The following is a 17,180-nucleotide window of genomic DNA, read 5'->3' on the forward strand; positions in this document are numbered from 1 at the left end:
TTATGATTGGTGTGATATTGGCGGCGGGGATGGCCAAAAGGCTGAGACCGCTTACAGATACAAGGCCCAAATGCCTGCTTGAGGTGGCTGGCAAAACACTGCTGCAGCGCATTGTTGATGCGATGCTGAAGGCTGGTGCCAAGGAACTGCTGGTAGTGACTGGCTACCGCGGCGAGATGATAAGGGATTTCATAACTGGCCACTATTCACAGTCTACTGTCCACTATCTGCATAATACAGATTACGAGCATAACAATAACATCTTCTCTCTATGGATGGCTATGCAGGAACTGCACGGGCAGGAAGTTCTGCTGATGGATAGCGATATCCTTTGCGATCCTGAGGCTGTGAACCGTGTAGCCTGTCAGGAGGTTTCGGCATTAGCCATGCAACGCCACGAACTTGGCGAGGAGGAAATGAAGATTGTTGTGGACAGCAAAGGTAGTATAACAGAGATCAGCAAGACATGCCGCGTGGCAGATGCCATAGGCGAAAGCGTGGGTATCGAGAAAATGACTGCCGAATATACCGAGGCACTATATCAGGAACTACGCAAGATGATACTTGACGAGGGACTGATAGACATATTCTACGAGCGAGCTTTTGAGCGATTGATCCCTCAAGGGTATACATTTAAGGTTGTAGACACTACCGATTTGTTCTCGTACGAATTGGATACACCTGAAGATTTTGAACGTGCTACGGCATTGATGCCAAAAGAACTGAGATGTGATGGAACAAAAGATTTCTGTAGTCATCAATACTTATAATGCTGAACAACACTTGGAGCAAGTGCTTGAGGCTGTCAGGGATTTTGACGAGATAGTTGTGTGTGACATGGAGAGCACAGACAACACACTTGATATTGCACGCAAGTATGGCTGCAAGATTGTTACATTTGCCAAGAAGAATTATAACATTGTTGAACCTGCCAGGAACTTTGCAGTGCAAAGTGCCCAGAACAAATGGGTATTAGTTGTTGATGCAGATGAAATCATTACTCCAGAACTTAAAAGTATTCTCTACAAGAAAATAAACGAGCCAAACTGCCCGGCAGGTTTCTTTATCCAACGCAGGAATATGTTTATGGGAATGTATATAAGGGATTTTCATCCAGAATACATTTTGCGATTCTTTATAAAGGATGGTGCAGAATGGCCTCCATACATACATTCTATCCCCATTATTCAGGGGCGCGTAGAAAAGTTGAAAGGCTATGACAATGCCTGTATGCTACACTTGATGGACGAGACCATGTATGAGTATATGGCCAAGATGAACCAGTATACAGACAACGAAGTTGAGAAGAAAAGAGGTAGAAATTACGGAGTGGGAGCACTGATTTGGCGCCCTATCTGGCGATTCTTTAAAAAGTACTTTATGGACGGTAGTTACCGTATGGGTACACGAGGACTTATACGAGCTATGATGGCTGCTGTGTATCAGTTCGTTCTGATATCAAAAATCATTGAGAAGCGCTATCGTGACTAACGAATGAGCGTTTGTCCTTGTAATCGCGATAAGGAAGATTATAATCTAAGTAGAAGAAATTATGCTGACGCTGGTTGTCGTGGGGTGGTACTACCATGTAATCGCCATACTTATTGCGCAGATACTCATCGTAATGTTCTACGCCCATAACCTGATGTCCATCGAAATCAAATGGCTGTGGAGTGCCAAGAATATGCTTGGGCATTACGCCACTTATACCATCATCGTAATCAAGAACATAGTCTGATGTCTCATAGTCATAGGCAAGGTTGGCTGCGAGTAGCTGCTTGCGCGCCCACTCGTGGGTAAAGAGCTTTTGGATGAGGAGCACTGGCCAAGAGCTTGGACCATGTCCATGCTTGTACGGATCGCGATGAAGGAAATATAGCAACTTGTCGCAAAGTTTATAGCGTGTTACTGCCAATCGGCGTGCGATCTTTGACTTGGGAGCACCATCAATGGGAAATACATCGATATAGATGCCTGCCACGTAGTCGCTATGACCACGTTCTATAAGGGTGGTACTGCTATCTACAATCTTGGCAAAACTACCAGGGTAAGTTGGGCTAGTCTCGATACTAAGAGCCTCAAGGGGCTTTGGTAGCCACTCGTGAGAATGTTTCAAAAAACGATCATAGTCAGGGCGAGGCATACAGATGTCCATATCGTCATCCCAAGGAATAAAACCCTTGTGACGAATAGCGCCAAGCATGGTGCCTGCCCAGCAGTAATACCTGATATTATGCTCACGACACACTTTGTCTACAGTAAGAAGAATCTGCAATATATGTTGGTGGAGTGTCTCTATATCGTAATTCGCCATATGATACTTAGCTTTGTTTTGCGGGTCAAAGGTAGCAAAAATAGGCGAATTGGCAAAATAAATGCTCTATTATTTGTGGAATTTGCAATAATTTGTTACTTTTGCAAACAGAATTTCAGTTTTAATAAGGTATTTAATAGGTATTATATGAAGATAATCCATACAATCTCTAATAAGGCCTGGGGTGGTGGCGAACAGACAGTGCTCGATTTGAGCCGTCGCCAACTTAAAGACGGCATAGATGTAGAGTTGTGCTGTATTCCCTTGGAATCGATGGTGGAGCACTTCAAAGGTCTGAATGTTCCCATACACAAAATGCCATTGCGTGGAGTGCTTGATATGAAGAGTGCATGGATTATGGCAAAACTTTTAAAGAGTAGTGATATAAGTGCTATCCACGTACACAATTTTAAAGAGGCATTTACTGCTGCTTATGCTCGCGTGATAGCAAGAAGGAAGGATATTCGTTTGGTGATGTGCCGAAACCTAACACGTAAGGGAAAGACGTCAGTTATATATAGATGGCTTTACAGCCAGTTGGACTGTATAGTTTTTGACTCTCAATTGGCTATGGATGAGTTCTTGAGTACCAGTCCTCCTATTAATCGTGGCAAGCTGCAAGTCATATTTAATGCCATTATTGTTCCTGATGATCTGAAAGCTAAAGACCTCAGAAACGAATATGGCATAGCTGATGATGAAGCTATTATACTGTGTCATGGAAGGCTGGATCCGGAAAAGGGACAGCATGTTCTGATAGAGGCTGCAGCACTTCTTAAAAACGAAAAGTTTAGATTAGTGTTAGTGGGAGGTGGTAGTGAAGAATATACCAACACCCTGAGAATGCTAATACAGAAGTATCAGTTAGAGGATACTGTGATTATGGCAGGCTTTGTTGATTCTGTAATGTCTTACGTGGCTGGTGGTGATATTGGGGTGCTGCCATCTGTCGTAGCAGAAGGTTGTTCGCTGGCAGCTCAAGAGCATATGTCGTTTGGGCATCCTATCGTAGCTACCAACAATGGAGGCCAGCGTGAATATATTGTTGATGGAAAGAATGGCCTGCTGGTGCCACCTGGCAAACCGGATGCTTTGGCTGATGCACTGAGAAAACTTCTTGATGATAAGGAATTGCGTAAGTCTTTAGGTGCTCAAGCTAAATATGACTTTGACGACCATCTTAATTATGAGAGTTTTTATAAACGGATGAGCAAAATATATTGAAAAAATGTTCAATTTGGATCAATTTATAGCGGACTACGTAACGAAACGTCCAGCCAGTATGTTTGTCAGTGATATCGAGACAAACAAAGAAGTTCTTCTTAAAGAGATCAAAGGAAAAAAAATATGTGTCATAGGTGGCGCAGGGTCCATTGGGTCCAGTTTTATTAAGGCTGTTTTGCGTTTCGAGCCTAAAAGCGTAGTAGTTGTCGATCTGAATGAGAATGGTCTGGCTGAACTAGTGCGTGATGTGCGCAGTACATATGGACTTTATGTCCCTGATGAGTTCCGTTGCTATACACTTAACTTCGCTGACCCCATTTTCGAGCATATCTTCAAAGAAGAAAAGGGCTTTGATATTGTGGCCAATTTCTCTGCACACAAGCATGTGCGTTCTGAGAAAGACCGCTATAGTGTGCAGGCACTGATAGAGAATAACGACATCAAGGCTAAACGCCTGATGGACCTGTTGAAGGTTTATCCGCCCAGGCACTTCTTCTGTGTTAGTACCGACAAAGCTGCCAATCCTGTCAATATTATGGGTGCTTCAAAACGTATCATGGAAGATCTGGTGATGGCATATAACCAATATTTCAAGGTGACAACAGCCCGCTTTGCGAATGTGGCATTCAGCAACGGCTCATTGCCCGACGGCTGGTTGCATCGCTTGCAGAAGCGTCAGCCGCTGGCAGCACCATCGGATGTGAAACGCTACTTCGTGTCGCCTGAGGAGAGTGGTCAGATATGTATGTTGGCCTGTATTTTGGGAAAGAAGGGGGAAGTGTTCTTTCCCAAACTGAGAGAAGACCAGATGCTTACCTTCTCTGCCATCTGCGATGATTTCATTTCGGTTAATGGCATGGATAAGGATTTGTGTCTGACCGACGAGGAGGCTAAGGCAAAGGCTGCTAATCTGAATCAGAACTCCTCTGACGGTGAAGTGGGATTGCAGAAGTATCCTGCCGTTTATTTTAATTCGGATACGACGGGAGAAAAGGCATACGAGGAATTTTATGTTCCCGGCGAGAAGATAGATATGCAGCGTTTCCAGACTCTTGGGGTGATAGAACAGACAACCCGTCATGATATGCAGGAGGTTGACTCCTTCTTCAGTAAGTTAGAGGCTATCTTCATGAATCCCGACTTTACCAAGGAGCAGGTTGTTGATGCTATACGTGAGTTTATTCCAACCTTCGAGCATGAAGAGAAAGGAAAGAATCTTGATCAGAAAATGTAATTAGTTTAAGTATATGTATCAGAATATAGTAAACTTTATCAAAGAACTTTATGGGCAGGACAATGTGCCGCTGAGTGTGCCTAAGTTTATTGGTAATGAAAAGAAATACCTCAATATGTGCATTGACACCACATTTGTGAGTAGTGTCGGCAAATTTGTGGACCGCTTCGAGAATGACATGGCTGTTTATACCGGCGCCAAACGTGCCGTTGTGTGTGTCAGCGGTACGAATGCATTGCACATGGCCATGATGCTTGCTGGTGTGGAGAGAGAGGACGAGGTGCTGACACAGGCTCTCACCTTTATTGCTACGTGTAATGCCATCAGCTATATCGGGGCGCATCCCGTGTTTATCGATGTAGACAAACATACCATGGGCTTGTCGCCTGATGCTGTCAAGGCCTGGTTGGCAGAATACGGAGAGGTAAGAAACGGCCAGTGCTATAATAAGAAAACCGGTCGTAGGGTAAAAGCCTGTGTTCCTATGCATACCTTCGGTCATCCTGTGCGTATAGAAGAACTTGCTGCTATTTGCGAGGAGTGGTCTCTTGAACTGGTAGAAGATGCCGCTGAGAGTATCGGCAGTAAGTATAAAGGAAAGCATACAGGATTGTTTGGTAAGGTGGGTGTACTCAGCTTTAATGGTAATAAGACTATCACTACAGGTGGCGGCGGTATGTTACTGTTCAATGATGAGGAGTTGGCCGCATTGGCCAAACACCTCACAACCCAGGCTAAGATACCTCATCGTTGGGAGTTCCGTCACGACCATATCGGCTATAATTACCGTATGCCGAATATTAATGCTGCACTCGGATGTGCACAGCTGGAGCATTTGGATGAATACATTGCCGACAAACGTTCTACTGCTACTGCCTATGCTGAGTTCTTTAAGCATATTGAAGATGTTCAATTCTTTACCGAGCCCGAACATTGTTTCTCTAACTATTGGCTGAACGCGGTGATTCTGAAAGATCACGAGGCCCAGCAGAATTTCCTTCAGGAGACTAACGATCATGGTGTTATGACTCGTCCTATATGGGAATTGATGTCGCGACTCCCTATGTTTGAGCATTGTCAGCATGACAAGTTGGAAAATACCATTTTCTTTGCCGACCGTGTGGTTAATATCCCATCAAGTGTGCGTATTGCTGATGTACAATCGTAATTCCTTTTAAGATGTTGTAAGTATGGAATCCAATCATATCATTTCTCAGGAAGTAACTCTACTTGAAGCACTGGCGCGTATCAATTCGTTTAAGGTGCCTGAACCACTGGTACTTTTTGTGGTAGACAACCAGCAGCGTATGGTGGGTACACTCACCGACGGCGACTCGCGCAGAGCCCTCATTGCAGGTGCATCGGTATCTGATAAGGCTGAGAAAGTGATGCATCGGAAATTCCTGTATATGCGTCAGGAGGATATTACAAATGTCAATGAGATCCGACGCCAAAGGAACTTGAAGATGCAGTTAGTACCTATTCTTGATGAGGCGCATCATATAGTAGATATTATCAATCTGGAGAAATACAGAACACGACTTCCTGTGGATGCGGTCATCATGGCGGGCGGTAAGGGTGAGCGTCTGCGTCCGCTTACAGAGAAAACTCCGAAACCGCTTCTGCCAGTCGGCGACAAGGCAATCATTGATCATAATGTTGACAGGCTGATATCATACGGTATCTCTCATATTTCTGTGACGGTTAATTATCTGGCGGAACAGTTGGAAGAACATTTTGCTGAACCTTATGGCGATGTGAAAATAAACTGTGTCAGGGAACCACAGTTCCTTGGAACGATAGGAAGTGTTCAGTACGTCAAGGAGTTCTATAACGACACAGTGCTGGTGATGAACAGCGATTTGTTTACAAACATTGACTATGAGGACTTTTACCTCCATCTGCAACAGCATGATGCAGAAATGTCGGTAGCTGCCATTCCTTATAACGTGGCTATCCCCTATGGTATCTTTAAGTTGGAAGGACGGAATATTAAGGGATTGATAGAGAAACCCAAGTATAACTATTATGCCAATGCCGGCATTTATATGATTAAACGTCGTGCCCTCGACGAGATTCCTGCCGATACTGTGTTCCATGCCACGGATCTGATAGAAAAACTGATAGCAGAGGGAAAGAATGTTATCCGTTATCCGCTTAATGGTACGTGGATTGACATAGGCAATCCGCAGGAGTATCAGAAAGCTAATGATTTTGTGAAACACCTTTAATGAAACGTTCATGATATGATGTATTATATAGTATTTGCCATTTGGTATCTGTTCTCGCTGCTGCCGTTCTGGGTACTTTATCTTTTCAGCGATTTTATCTATTTGATTCTATATAAGATGTTAGGCTATCGCGTAAAAGTGGTGCGCAAGAATCTGACAGAGTCATTCCCGGAAAAGAGTGAGAAAGAACTGCGCGAGATTGAAAGCAAATTCTATCATCGCTTGTGTGATTACTTTGTTGAGTTGTTGAAGAGCATGACGATGAGTGACAAAGAGATACGCAAGAGAATGGTGTTCAAGGGTACAGAAATAATTGAACAATGTGTTGCTGATGAACAATCTATAGCTCTTTATCTTGGCCATACTTTCAACTGGGAGTGGGTTACTTCGTTACCGTTCAGGATCTCGGATAAGATGCATTGTGGGCAGCTGTATCATGCACTCGAAAATCCGATTATTGATAAGATACTGCTTCGTCAGCGACAGCGTTGGGGGGCGGAGTGTATTGCACTTGTTGATATTCTGCGTAAGACCATTGAATACAAAAAGAAGAACCAGTTGACCATTATAGGTTATATTGGCGATCAGGTGCCGCATTGGAACAACATTCACCATTGGTGCTGGTTCCTGAACCACGATACACCCGTGATGACTGGTACAGAGCGTATAGCCATCAAGAATCATCAGGCTATCCTATATCTTGAGTTAACCCAAAAGAAGAGGGGACATTATGAGGCAGAATTCAAGTTGATTACCCGTAAGCCGGAACAACTGAAAGAATTTGAGGCTACTGATATCTATTATCAGATGCTGGAGGCAAATATCCGTCGTCAGCCTGAACTATGGCTCTGGAGCCACAATCGCTGGAAGCGTACCCGCGAGGAGTTTAACCGTCGTTTCAAGGTGGTTGATGGCAAAGTAATACAAATATTGGAAGATTAAAGATGATTTTTGTTCACGATAAGGGCCGGATGGCCAACAATATCCTGCAGTACGGGCATGTGTATGCCTGGGGGCGTGAGCATGGCCGTAAGACCATGTCAATGCGCTTTGCCTATAAATACCCGTGGTTTCATATATGTCATACTCGTTATCATAACTTCCTGACATATCTCTTTGCGAAGTATGCTGCCAAGTGGAAACTGATACCAACCGTTCGGTTTGATGAGGAGGGGGCTGATTATAGTAACGAGGAACAAGTGATGTTGGATAGGAAGATGGTGTTTGTGGGCGGATGGTATGCTAACTGGCATGATCTGTTCCTGAAATATAAGGAGGAAATTCTGGATCTGTTTGCCTTTGACAATAAGGTAGAACAGCATGTTGAAGGTATAATCGGTACCCAACAGGGGATAAACCTTGGTGTACACATACGCAGAGGGGACTATGCCAGATTCTATGGTGGAAGGTTCTTTTATTCAGACGAACAATATGTGGAAGTTATAAAACGTTTTGCAGCGATGCATGCCAATGAAAAGGTAAACGTATTTATTTGCGGTAATGACCCCAAACTGCAGCGCGACTTTTATAGGGATAATCTAAAGGCATGTCATGTGGAATTTCCTGATGGAAACCCAGCAGAAGACCTCTGCCTGCTTTCACACTGCGATTACTTGATTGGGGCGCCCAGCACCTTCTCGCTGGTGGCCGCCATGTATCGCGACACACCATTATATTGGATAGAGGATGCTGAAGCAGAACTGAACGACAGTTCTTTCAAACATTTCGACTATCTGTTCCGTCACATTTATTGAGAAAGCTAAGGCTGTAGCTTGTCGTTTACCATACGGTACATATACTGCTGGATGATAGCCTTGAGCTCGCGTTCCATAGACTGCTGCTGAGGCAAGCGGCCTGTAAGGTTGTGCTGCATCAGTGAGTCGGAAAGGGAATACATGCCTGTAGTTCTGGTGCCGTCGAACTGCAGCACATGGCCGTGCTTTACGTATTGATAGATGCCGTTGAGGTAATTTACAGCCCAAGTATCTTCAGCAGGTGTGTTCAGCAGGTCGATACCGAAGCCGAAGTAGGGCTTCTGGTAGTTGAGCATACCCATGATTGTGGGGAGTATGTCAATCTGTTGGGCAATCTTGTCCTGTATCTCAGGCTTTCTTTCGGGATTTCCCGGCTCGTAGATGATGATGGGCGAGCAGAAACCACCAAGGTCGGTCTGGTAGTATGCGTGATCGGATAGATTGGTATGATCACTCGTCAGGACGAAAATCGTGTTATTGAACCAAGGCTCCTTGCTGGCTTTCTTGAAGAACTTGCCTATGGCCATATCGGTATAGCGTATACACTTGTGAATAATGATGCCTTCTTCAGGATATACATCCTTGTACTTTTCTGGTACTACATAGGGATGATGGCTACTGGCGGTGAACAGGGCTGTCATAAAGGGCTGCTTCATCTCCGACATCTTAGTAGCGTAGTACTGCAGGAAAGGCTCGTCCCAGATGGCCCATGTGCCGTCGAAATCCTTGTCGCCACCAAAACGAGGGTCGTCATTATAGTCTTCGCGACCATAATATTCTTTGAAACCTGTAGCGCGCGAAAAAGCCTGGAAACCCATGGAACCACGTTGGGCGCCATGGAAAAAGGCTGTGGCGTAACCTTCGTCTGAAAGGATTGAGGCAATACCGCTGAGCTGGTTCATGGAGGCCGGTGTTAATATGAACGGCTCGATGAACATGGGGATGCTGGAGAGTATAGAAGGCATACCATCAATACTCTTACGGCCATTGCAATAGCTATAGCGGAATGTGGTGCTATGGGCAATGAGCGAATCTACACAAGGGGTGTAACCCTTATAGCTGCCACCGTCAAGGTCGCGATTCAGAGCCCCGATATACTCTCGACCGAAACTCTCGACAATCAGAATAACTACGTTTTTCTTCGTGGTAAGTGGTGATGGCGTGGACGATAGAGAGCCGTTGTGAATGGGGGAGTAGGTGGCTTCTAACTCTGCCTCGTTGTCGAAGTAATCGGGCACTACGAATACATTGGTATCATAGGTCCTGAGGAGTGCAAAGGGGGTGTTGAGTACCAATGCTGCATCAATGGGGCGCTTGGCGTATTGATTGGCATTTGATATTGTGATGGGGCGTACTGCCGTGGCAAAGCCTCCACGCATGCCTGCTACACAGAACGGAATTGTTATGAGAAGCGATATGAGACAAATCACGTTGTATTTCCATTTGTATAAGATTGTGCGGTAGTTGAGGCTTGGCATGGCATAAAGCTTCCAAAGCGCGAATACTATCAAGGCGAAAAGCAATACCAGATACCAATGGGTTAGGAATTCTCTGCCTATGATGCTGCCCAGATTGTTCTCATTGGAAAATTCGCTGAACACCGAACTGGTGGTGCGACGCATGGTATATTTAAAGTAAACAGAATCGGCCAGATTGATGGTAAGGGTGATGCTGTTTACAATGATGTAGAGCCACTTGCAGAAACGATGATAAGAAGTATTCTCCTTTCTGTGCCAGGGAATAAGCATCAGCAGGATATAGAGGGCATTGGTGTAGAGAATTGCTGACGTATCAAACATCAATCCGCCTTGGAATATCTCGAGTGTAAAGTCAAAATAGCTGGCGTTCTCGGCATAATACTCTAATCGGGCCATCATGTATACCAGATATACCAGTATCAGGTTCCATGCTAATGCTACAGCAGGGGCGAAGGATTTGTTTAATAATTGTTTCATCGTGCATTGAGGTCTTTGGATGCTGACTGGAGTATGGCTTTACCCAAGTTGATATCACCATTGCCCTTAACGGTTTGCATGGTGTTAAGATCAAATACCGTAAAGCCGGTGCTGTCTACCAGCGAGAATCCATTATTGTATGTATGTATGGCCAGCGGATGCGTGTAGCTGCGGCTAAGCACATCGCGACTGTAGGTGTAGTCGGTATGAGAAATGCCCAACTGCCCCAACAATGTGGCTGGGAGATCGGTCTGATTACAGATTGTTTCCACGCGGCGAGGCGCCTTGACGGCACCGCCCACCCATATCATAGGTATGTGATTGCGCAGAGGGTGCAACTCGTCGTATTCCTTATAGATGATGCCATGATCGGGCAGCATAATAACCAAGGTGTTCTGCCAGGCTTTACTGTTACGTAGTTTGGCTATGAAATCGCCAATGCACTGGTCCAGATAGTAGAAGGCATTGAGAACCTCATCGTCAAACTGATGGATGGGTACATCCCACGGCTCGTGGCTGCTAAGCGTTGAGTAACCTATGAGATATGGCTGAGACATAGATGTGGCCATATCGAATAGGGTGCCGAAGGTGATATCGTCGCGCACACCCCACTCGGCGGTTTTCTGGTCTGCTGCAGAATAGTCGGCTTTCCATGTTAGCTGCTCAAAGCCGCCACCGATAAGGTAACTGCGCATGTTGGTGAAGTTAATGTCGCCACCATAGAGATAGTGGGTGGCGTAGCCTTTGGTATCGCGAAGAGAGCGTGCCAGACAGGGCAGGGAACGACTCTTGGCGGGGAGTTTCATGACTGAAATTGTGGGGAACGAGGGATAGCCGCTATAGGTGCATAGCGTGCCGCGGTCGGTACGCCACGAGTTGGCGTAGCAGTTGGTGAAGTAGATTCCTTCGTTGGTCAGGCGATTAAGATGAGGAGTGATGTCACTACGTCCGCTAAGCTCTGTGAACTGTCCGCCACAACTCTCCATCAGAATAACGATGATGTTAGGTGTGGGTGTGTTGAGCAGTGTGTCGACATCGATACTCTCTGTATTGAAAAGTTCGCTCGTTATCTTCTCGCATGCTTCATCGCTCATGAAATCGTAGCTGATATTGCTGCTGTCAAGACTGTCTATCGAGTCGAGGAAATTGAACACAGGGTTAACGGCAGAATGGTTCAGAAACTGGTTCTGCGAGAAATATACCTGTCCAATATTAGTAGCCGATTCGTCAAGGCCACCGCGGATACCGATGATGATGACAGGAATCGCTATGAGGTGAAGAATAAGAGATACGTATTTCGGTGGTGTGGCGGTGCGGTGCTGGGGTGGCGCAATATTTCTATATCCGCCATAGATAACAATGGTGGTTACTGCAAATGCAAGGAAGCGGATAATCATGTAGATGGCAGATACACTGGCTGCCATCTCGTTGGGAGACTCAAGATACTGCAGGCACGAGGCATCGAGCTTGAAGCCCCAGAAGGGATAGAGGCTGGTGTCGGCCACGAAGGCCAAGGCGAACACCAGTGAGATGAACAGAAAATAACCGCGTAGCAATTGTGTGAGCCATTTGGCCCAATACCAGATACTTACGATGCTAAGCAAGAATGGTACAATGAAAAAATAGAGGGCCGTAGACAAATCAAGAGATAGGCCGTGCCATACTACCTGGAACATGTCGCCAAAGGCAAACTCATGTCCCTCGCGGCAGAAGAGCATGAAAGCCACCTTTGCCATGACGAACACGATGACGGTCCACAGGTATGTCTGTACCAGAAACTTAACTCTGCATTTCATGTAGCTTCTTATAATATCCGTCGAATGACAAAAGCTCCTCGTGGGTGCCGCGCTCTACAATCTTTCCATCGTGGAGCACGCAAATCTCATCGGCATTCTTGATGGTAGAAAGACGGTGGGCGATAGCCACGGTGGTACGGGTCTTCATCAGTCGCTCCAATGCATCCTGAACCAGACGCTCGCTTTCTGTGTCGAGTGCCGATGTGGCCTCGTCGAGAATCAATATCGGTGGATTCTTAAGAATGGCTCGGGCTATAGATACACGTTGGCGCTGACCTCCGGAGAGTCGGCCTCCGCGGTCGCCGATGTTGGTGTCGAAACCACTCTCTGATGCCATGATGAACTCGTAGGCATTGGCTATCTTTGCTGCCTCTTCAATCTGCTGTTGTGTGGCATTGTCAACACCAAACGAGATGTTGTTGCGGAAGGAATCGTTAAACAGTATCGCCTCCTGATTTACATTGCCTATAAGCTGACGAAGGTCATGGATACCAAGATCCTTGACGTTGATGCCATCGATGAGTACCTCGCCCTCCTGAACATCGTAGTAGCGGGGAATAAGGTCGACCATAGTAGATTTTCCACTACCGCTCTGACCTACGAGTGCTATAGTTTTGCCTTTTGGAATGGTGAGGTTGATATCCTTAAGAACCCACTGCTCGCCATACTTGAACGATACGTGGCGGAACTCTATCTGATGTTCGAAACTTGAAATATGCTTGGGTGTCTCTGGCTCCTTAATGGTGTTTTCTGCCATCAGAATTTTGTCTACACGCTCCATAGAAGCAAGTCCCTTTGGAATGTTGTATCCGGCTTTCGAAAAATCCTTGAGTGGATTGATGATCGAATAGAGCATCACCATGTAATAGATAAAGATAGGTCCGGAGAGTGTGTGGTTATTGAGCACTAATACACCACCAAACCACAGAACTATAACAATAAGGATAGTGCCAAGGAACTCAGACATGGGGTGAGCAGAAGATTGGCGTATGTTAACACGCATAATATCGTTGCGATATGCCGTGTTAATGTTGTCGAACCTGTTGTTCATCTTCTTTTCGGCACAAAAAGCCTTGATAATACGTAGTCCTCCAAGTGTCTCTTCTACCTGACTCATGGTGTCGCTCCATAGTGACTGCGCTTTAATAGAATCCTGTTTCAACTTGCGACCTACATACCCCATAAACCATCCCATGACAGGTACGATGATGAGTGTGAAGAGTGTGAGTTGCCATGAGATAAAGATGAGCGCAGCAAAATAAGAGATGATAAGAATAGGATTCTTAAACAGCATCTCGAGTGATGCCATAATTGAATTCTCAATTTCCTGAACATCGCCACTCATGCGAGCAATAATGTCACCCTTGCGCTCTTCAGAGAAGAAACCCAGAGGAAGTGAGGTTATCTTATGATATACCTGATTGCGGATATCGCGCACCACACCTGTACGAATAGGTATGATAGTGGCCGCAGAAAGAAAATATGCACCGGTCTTCAAGAAAGTTGTGACAGCAAGGAATAAACCGATAAACAACAGTGTTGTGGTCTGTCCCCAATCTGCTATAAGTCCGTTGACATAGTAGTTCATGTTATTCATCAGTACTGCCTGTATGTTGGACCAATCCCACGCCATAAGTGAGGTGGCTGTCTCAGCGTCGCTGGTTTGGAACAATATCTGAAGAATAGGGATAAGCGCTGCAAAAGAGAAAATATTGAGTACTGCCGACAGGATGTTAAACACTACTGACAGCACCAGATATTTCTTATATGGCGGAACAAATCGCCTCAGCACGTTTAGGAATTCTTTCATAAGGCTTCTCCTAATAAGGTTGCGCTGGTAGAACCTGTAATCTTTACACGCACAGTTTCGCCAATATGGTGGCCTGCTTTAGGGAATACCACCATCTTATTTTGCTCGGTGCGACCGCAAAGCTGTTCGCGAGAGCGTTTTGAGAATCCCTCAATGAGTACATCGAATTCCTTGCCCTCATCCTTCTTGTTCTGGATGGCCGACATCTCTGTCTGCAGAGCGATGAGTTCGTTAAGACGACGGATCTTCTCCTCCTCAGGCACATCATCCGGCAGATGTTTCGATGCATAAGTGCCTGGACGCTCAGAGTATTTGAACATAAATGCAGAGTCGTAGCCAACCTCGCGCATCAGTGAGAGCGACAGCTGGTGATCCTCTTCGGTCTCTGAATGGTAACCCACAAAGATATCTGTAGAGAGTCCGCAATCAGGAATGATGCGGCGGATGGCGTTTACGCGATCCATGTACCACTCGCGGGTGTACTTGCGGTTCATCAGTTTGAGAATTCTGTCGCTACCGCTCTGAACGGGCAGGTGGATATGCTTACATACATTTGGCATCTCGGCAATAACACGCAGAGTCTCATCGCTCATGTCCTTTGGGTGCGAGGTGGTAAAGCGCACACGCATGGTGGGAACTTCCTCAGCAACCCTGCGCAGAAGTGCAGGGAAATCTAGAACTTCTAGATTATCTAGACCATCTAGCTTATAGCTGTTAACATTCTGTCCCAGCAAGGTAACCTCTTTGTATCCCTTGTCGCGCAAATCGCGCACTTCACGTAAGATGCTCTCAACATCGCGGCTGCGCTCACGACCACGGGTGTAGGGTACGATGCAATAGTGGCAGAAGTTGTTGCAGCCACGCATGATACTAACAAATCCGCCAATCTTATGACCAATGCCAATACGTTGTGGAACTACATCTTTATACGTTTCGGTGGTAGAAAGCTCTGTGTTCATCGCTTTATGACCTAACTCGGCCTGAGCAATTAGGTCAGGCAGTGAGAGATAGGCATCAGGACCAGCCACGAGGTCGCAGTGGTGATTGTCGAGCAAGTCCTGCTGGGCACGCTCGGCCATACAGCCAAGCACGCCAAGTATCATGTTATGACCCTTGCGGCGCTCTGCATCCAAAGCATCTAAACGGTGGAAAATCTTCTGTTCGGCATTGTCGCGAACTGAACAGGTATTAAGGAAAACTGCATCGGCCTCATCAAGAGTCTCGGTGGTCTCGTAACCAGCCATCTGCATTACCGATGCTACTACTTCAGAATCTGCCACGTTCATCTGGCAGCCATACGTTTCAATATATAATTTCTTCATTTCGGCTGCAAAGGTACAAATAACTAATAGAAATGCAAAATAAATTAATATTTATTTTCAATTTATACAATTGGTAAGGAGATACCATTGATCTTCTGGTAGACATCAAGAGCGTATACATCGGTCATGCCACTGATATAATCGATAATCGCCATGATACGAGTCTCAAGATCGGGAGCATCAATGTCGTATTGACTTGATACGCGACTAATAAGGTGCTTTGAGTAAAAACGTTCTGGGTGAGTTGCCGCGTTGATAAATTTCTCCATGAGTGTCTGAATAATCTGATAACCAGATAGTTCTACGTCAAGTACGGGGCGGCTCTTGTAAATGCGCTCTACCGAAAGTGCACAACAATTCTTGTATGCCTTCTGTGGTAAATCGCTAATGTGGTCAATAAGACTGCCTTGGAACTCACCATTAAGAATCTCGTCTTCATAATCTACAAATACGTGAACACATTCGTTCTCGAGCTTGCCTATTGCGCAGGCACGCAGATAAACAATCTTCTCGTTATTGTCATTTACACCCTCGTCTTCTATGCGTTTAAGGATGCTTTTCTGTGTGGTTTCGTCGAAGAATGCAAGTAGAAGTTGCATGGTTTCTTCGTGTGAAATAATTTTAAGTTTGTGCGCATCCTCAATGTCCATAATCTCGTAACAGATGTCATCGGCTGCCTCAACAAGATATACTAGCGGATGACGCGCATAACGCAATGGCTCGCCAGCCTCCGATTTGCATGGAATACCTAATTCATTGGCTATACGACGATAATATGCCTTTTCGGAATCAAAGAATCCGAACTTGCCCTTCTTGCTGGATGCGCTCGAAGAGAAAGGGTATTTTACGATGCTGGCAAGGGTTGAATAAGTCATTACAAAACCACCTGGGCGTCGGCCCTTGAACTGATGGGTGAGAAGGCGAAAGGCATTGGCGTTGCCCTCGAAATGAATCATGTCGTTCCAAAAGATAGGACTGACCTGTCGTTGAAGATCGTTTCCGGCCCCCTCAGTGAAGAATGACTGAATGGCTTTTTCGCCACTATGACCGAACGGGGGATTGCCTAAATCGTGAGCTAAACATGCTGTAGCTACTATCTGACCTATTTCCGGAAAAAGACTGTCTTTGAGTTCTGGATGCTTTTTGATTAACAACGATGCTACATCGTTACCCAAAGACATACCTACACTAGCCACTTCGAGCGAATGAGTCAGGCGGTTATGCACAAAAATGCTACCTGGGAGCGGGAATACCTGGGTTTTATTTTGGAGACGACGGAATGGAGCAGAGAAAATAAGGCGATCATAGTCGCGTTTGAACTCTGTTCGGTCATCGTGGCGCTCTGGATGACGATGTTCCTGACCAAGGCGCTTGTTGGATATAAGTTGTTGCCAATTCATCATAATCTGTGTGCAAAGGTATAAAAAATACCCGCAGTATGTGCACATTTCGCAGAAATTAACGAAAAAATCAAAAAATTAGGCCTCGAAAGGCTGATTTCTAAGCTAAAAGCACTACCTTTGCACATTGATTAAAATAT

The 17,180-nt window shown here is 45.5% G+C and carries 14 protein-coding genes; 8 read left to right on the forward strand and 6 right to left on the reverse strand.

Annotated features, from left to right (window positions below):
- Positions 1-2: 2 nt before the first annotated feature.
- Positions 3-770 carry an NTP transferase domain-containing protein gene (locus BUB86_RS01925; protein WP_073204479.1) on the forward strand — a complete coding sequence of 256 codons (768 nt, stop codon included), beginning with the start codon at positions 3-5 and terminating at the stop codon, positions 768-770.
- Entirely contained in the window at positions 733-1,491 is a 759-nt protein-coding gene (locus tag BUB86_RS01930; RefSeq protein WP_073204621.1) for a glycosyltransferase family 2 protein, read from the forward strand. The genes BUB86_RS01925 and BUB86_RS01930 overlap by 38 nt, the downstream gene beginning before the upstream one ends.
- On the opposite strand, the gene BUB86_RS01935 is transcribed toward BUB86_RS01930, so the two are convergent.
- Entirely contained in the window at positions 1,466-2,314 is an 849-nt protein-coding gene (locus BUB86_RS01935; protein WP_073204482.1) for a phosphorylcholine transferase LicD, read from the reverse strand. The genes BUB86_RS01930 and BUB86_RS01935 overlap by 26 nt on opposite strands.
- 147 nt (positions 2,315-2,461) lie before the next feature.
- On the opposite strand from BUB86_RS01935, the gene BUB86_RS01940 reads away from it, so the two are divergent.
- Genes BUB86_RS01940 through BUB86_RS01965 form a run of 6 tightly spaced genes read left to right on the forward strand, consistent with a single transcriptional unit; the run spans position 2,462 to position 8,757 of the window.
- The gene (locus BUB86_RS01940) at positions 2,462-3,538 is read left to right on the forward strand and encodes a glycosyltransferase family 4 protein (RefSeq protein ID WP_175549376.1); all 1,077 of its coding nucleotides are present in this window, start codon (positions 2,462-2,464) and stop codon (positions 3,536-3,538) included.
- Positions 3,539-3,542: 4 nt separating this feature from the next.
- Positions 3,543-4,772: a polysaccharide biosynthesis protein gene (locus BUB86_RS01945; protein WP_073204489.1), complete on the forward strand. Its 1,230-nt coding sequence runs from the start codon at positions 3,543-3,545 to the stop codon at positions 4,770-4,772.
- 13 nt (positions 4,773-4,785) lie between these two features.
- Positions 4,786-5,940: a LegC family aminotransferase gene (locus BUB86_RS01950; RefSeq protein WP_073204493.1), complete on the forward strand. Its 1,155-nt coding sequence runs from the start codon at positions 4,786-4,788 to the stop codon at positions 5,938-5,940.
- 22 nt (positions 5,941-5,962) lie between these two features.
- On the forward strand, positions 5,963-7,003 hold the full coding sequence (locus tag BUB86_RS01955; RefSeq protein ID WP_073204496.1) for a nucleotidyltransferase family protein: 1,041 nt from the start codon (positions 5,963-5,965) through the stop codon (positions 7,001-7,003).
- A gap of 15 nt (positions 7,004-7,018) precedes the next feature.
- Entirely contained in the window at positions 7,019-7,945 is a 927-nt protein-coding gene (locus BUB86_RS01960) for a lysophospholipid acyltransferase family protein (RefSeq protein ID WP_317041750.1), read from the forward strand.
- Between the two features lie 2 nt (positions 7,946-7,947).
- Positions 7,948-8,757 carry an alpha-1,2-fucosyltransferase gene (locus BUB86_RS01965; RefSeq protein ID WP_073204499.1) on the forward strand — a complete coding sequence of 270 codons (810 nt, stop codon included), beginning with the start codon at positions 7,948-7,950 and terminating at the stop codon, positions 8,755-8,757.
- Positions 8,758-8,762: 5 nt separating this feature from the next.
- Here the strand turns inward: BUB86_RS01965 and BUB86_RS01970 are convergent, their stop codons facing one another.
- The 5 genes from BUB86_RS01970 to dgt form a co-directional block, all read right to left on the reverse strand.
- Positions 8,763-10,712: an LTA synthase family protein gene (locus BUB86_RS01970; protein WP_073204500.1), complete on the reverse strand. Its 1,950-nt coding sequence runs from the start codon at positions 10,710-10,712 to the stop codon at positions 8,763-8,765.
- On the reverse strand, positions 10,709-12,508 hold the full coding sequence (locus BUB86_RS01975) for an LTA synthase family protein (protein ID WP_073204503.1): 1,800 nt from the start codon (positions 12,506-12,508) through the stop codon (positions 10,709-10,711). The genes BUB86_RS01970 and BUB86_RS01975 overlap by 4 nt, the downstream gene beginning before the upstream one ends.
- Entirely contained in the window at positions 12,492-14,318 is a 1,827-nt protein-coding gene (locus BUB86_RS01980; protein ID WP_073204505.1) for an ABC transporter ATP-binding protein, read from the reverse strand. Before BUB86_RS01980 ends, BUB86_RS01975 begins: the two co-directional genes overlap by 17 nt.
- Positions 14,315-15,640 carry a tRNA (N6-isopentenyl adenosine(37)-C2)-methylthiotransferase MiaB gene (miaB, locus tag BUB86_RS01985; RefSeq protein ID WP_073204508.1) on the reverse strand — a complete coding sequence of 442 codons (1,326 nt, stop codon included), beginning with the start codon at positions 15,638-15,640 and terminating at the stop codon, positions 14,315-14,317. The genes BUB86_RS01980 and miaB overlap by 4 nt, the downstream gene beginning before the upstream one ends.
- A 62-nt stretch (positions 15,641-15,702) precedes the next feature.
- Entirely contained in the window at positions 15,703-17,040 is a 1,338-nt protein-coding gene (dgt, locus tag BUB86_RS01990) for a dGTP triphosphohydrolase (protein WP_073204625.1), read from the reverse strand.
- Positions 17,041-17,180: the final 140 nt, after the last annotated feature.

The sequence above is a fragment of the Xylanibacter ruminicola genome (genome assembly GCF_900142525.1).
GTDB lineage: Bacteria > Bacteroidota > Bacteroidia > Bacteroidales > Bacteroidaceae > Prevotella > Prevotella ruminicola_A.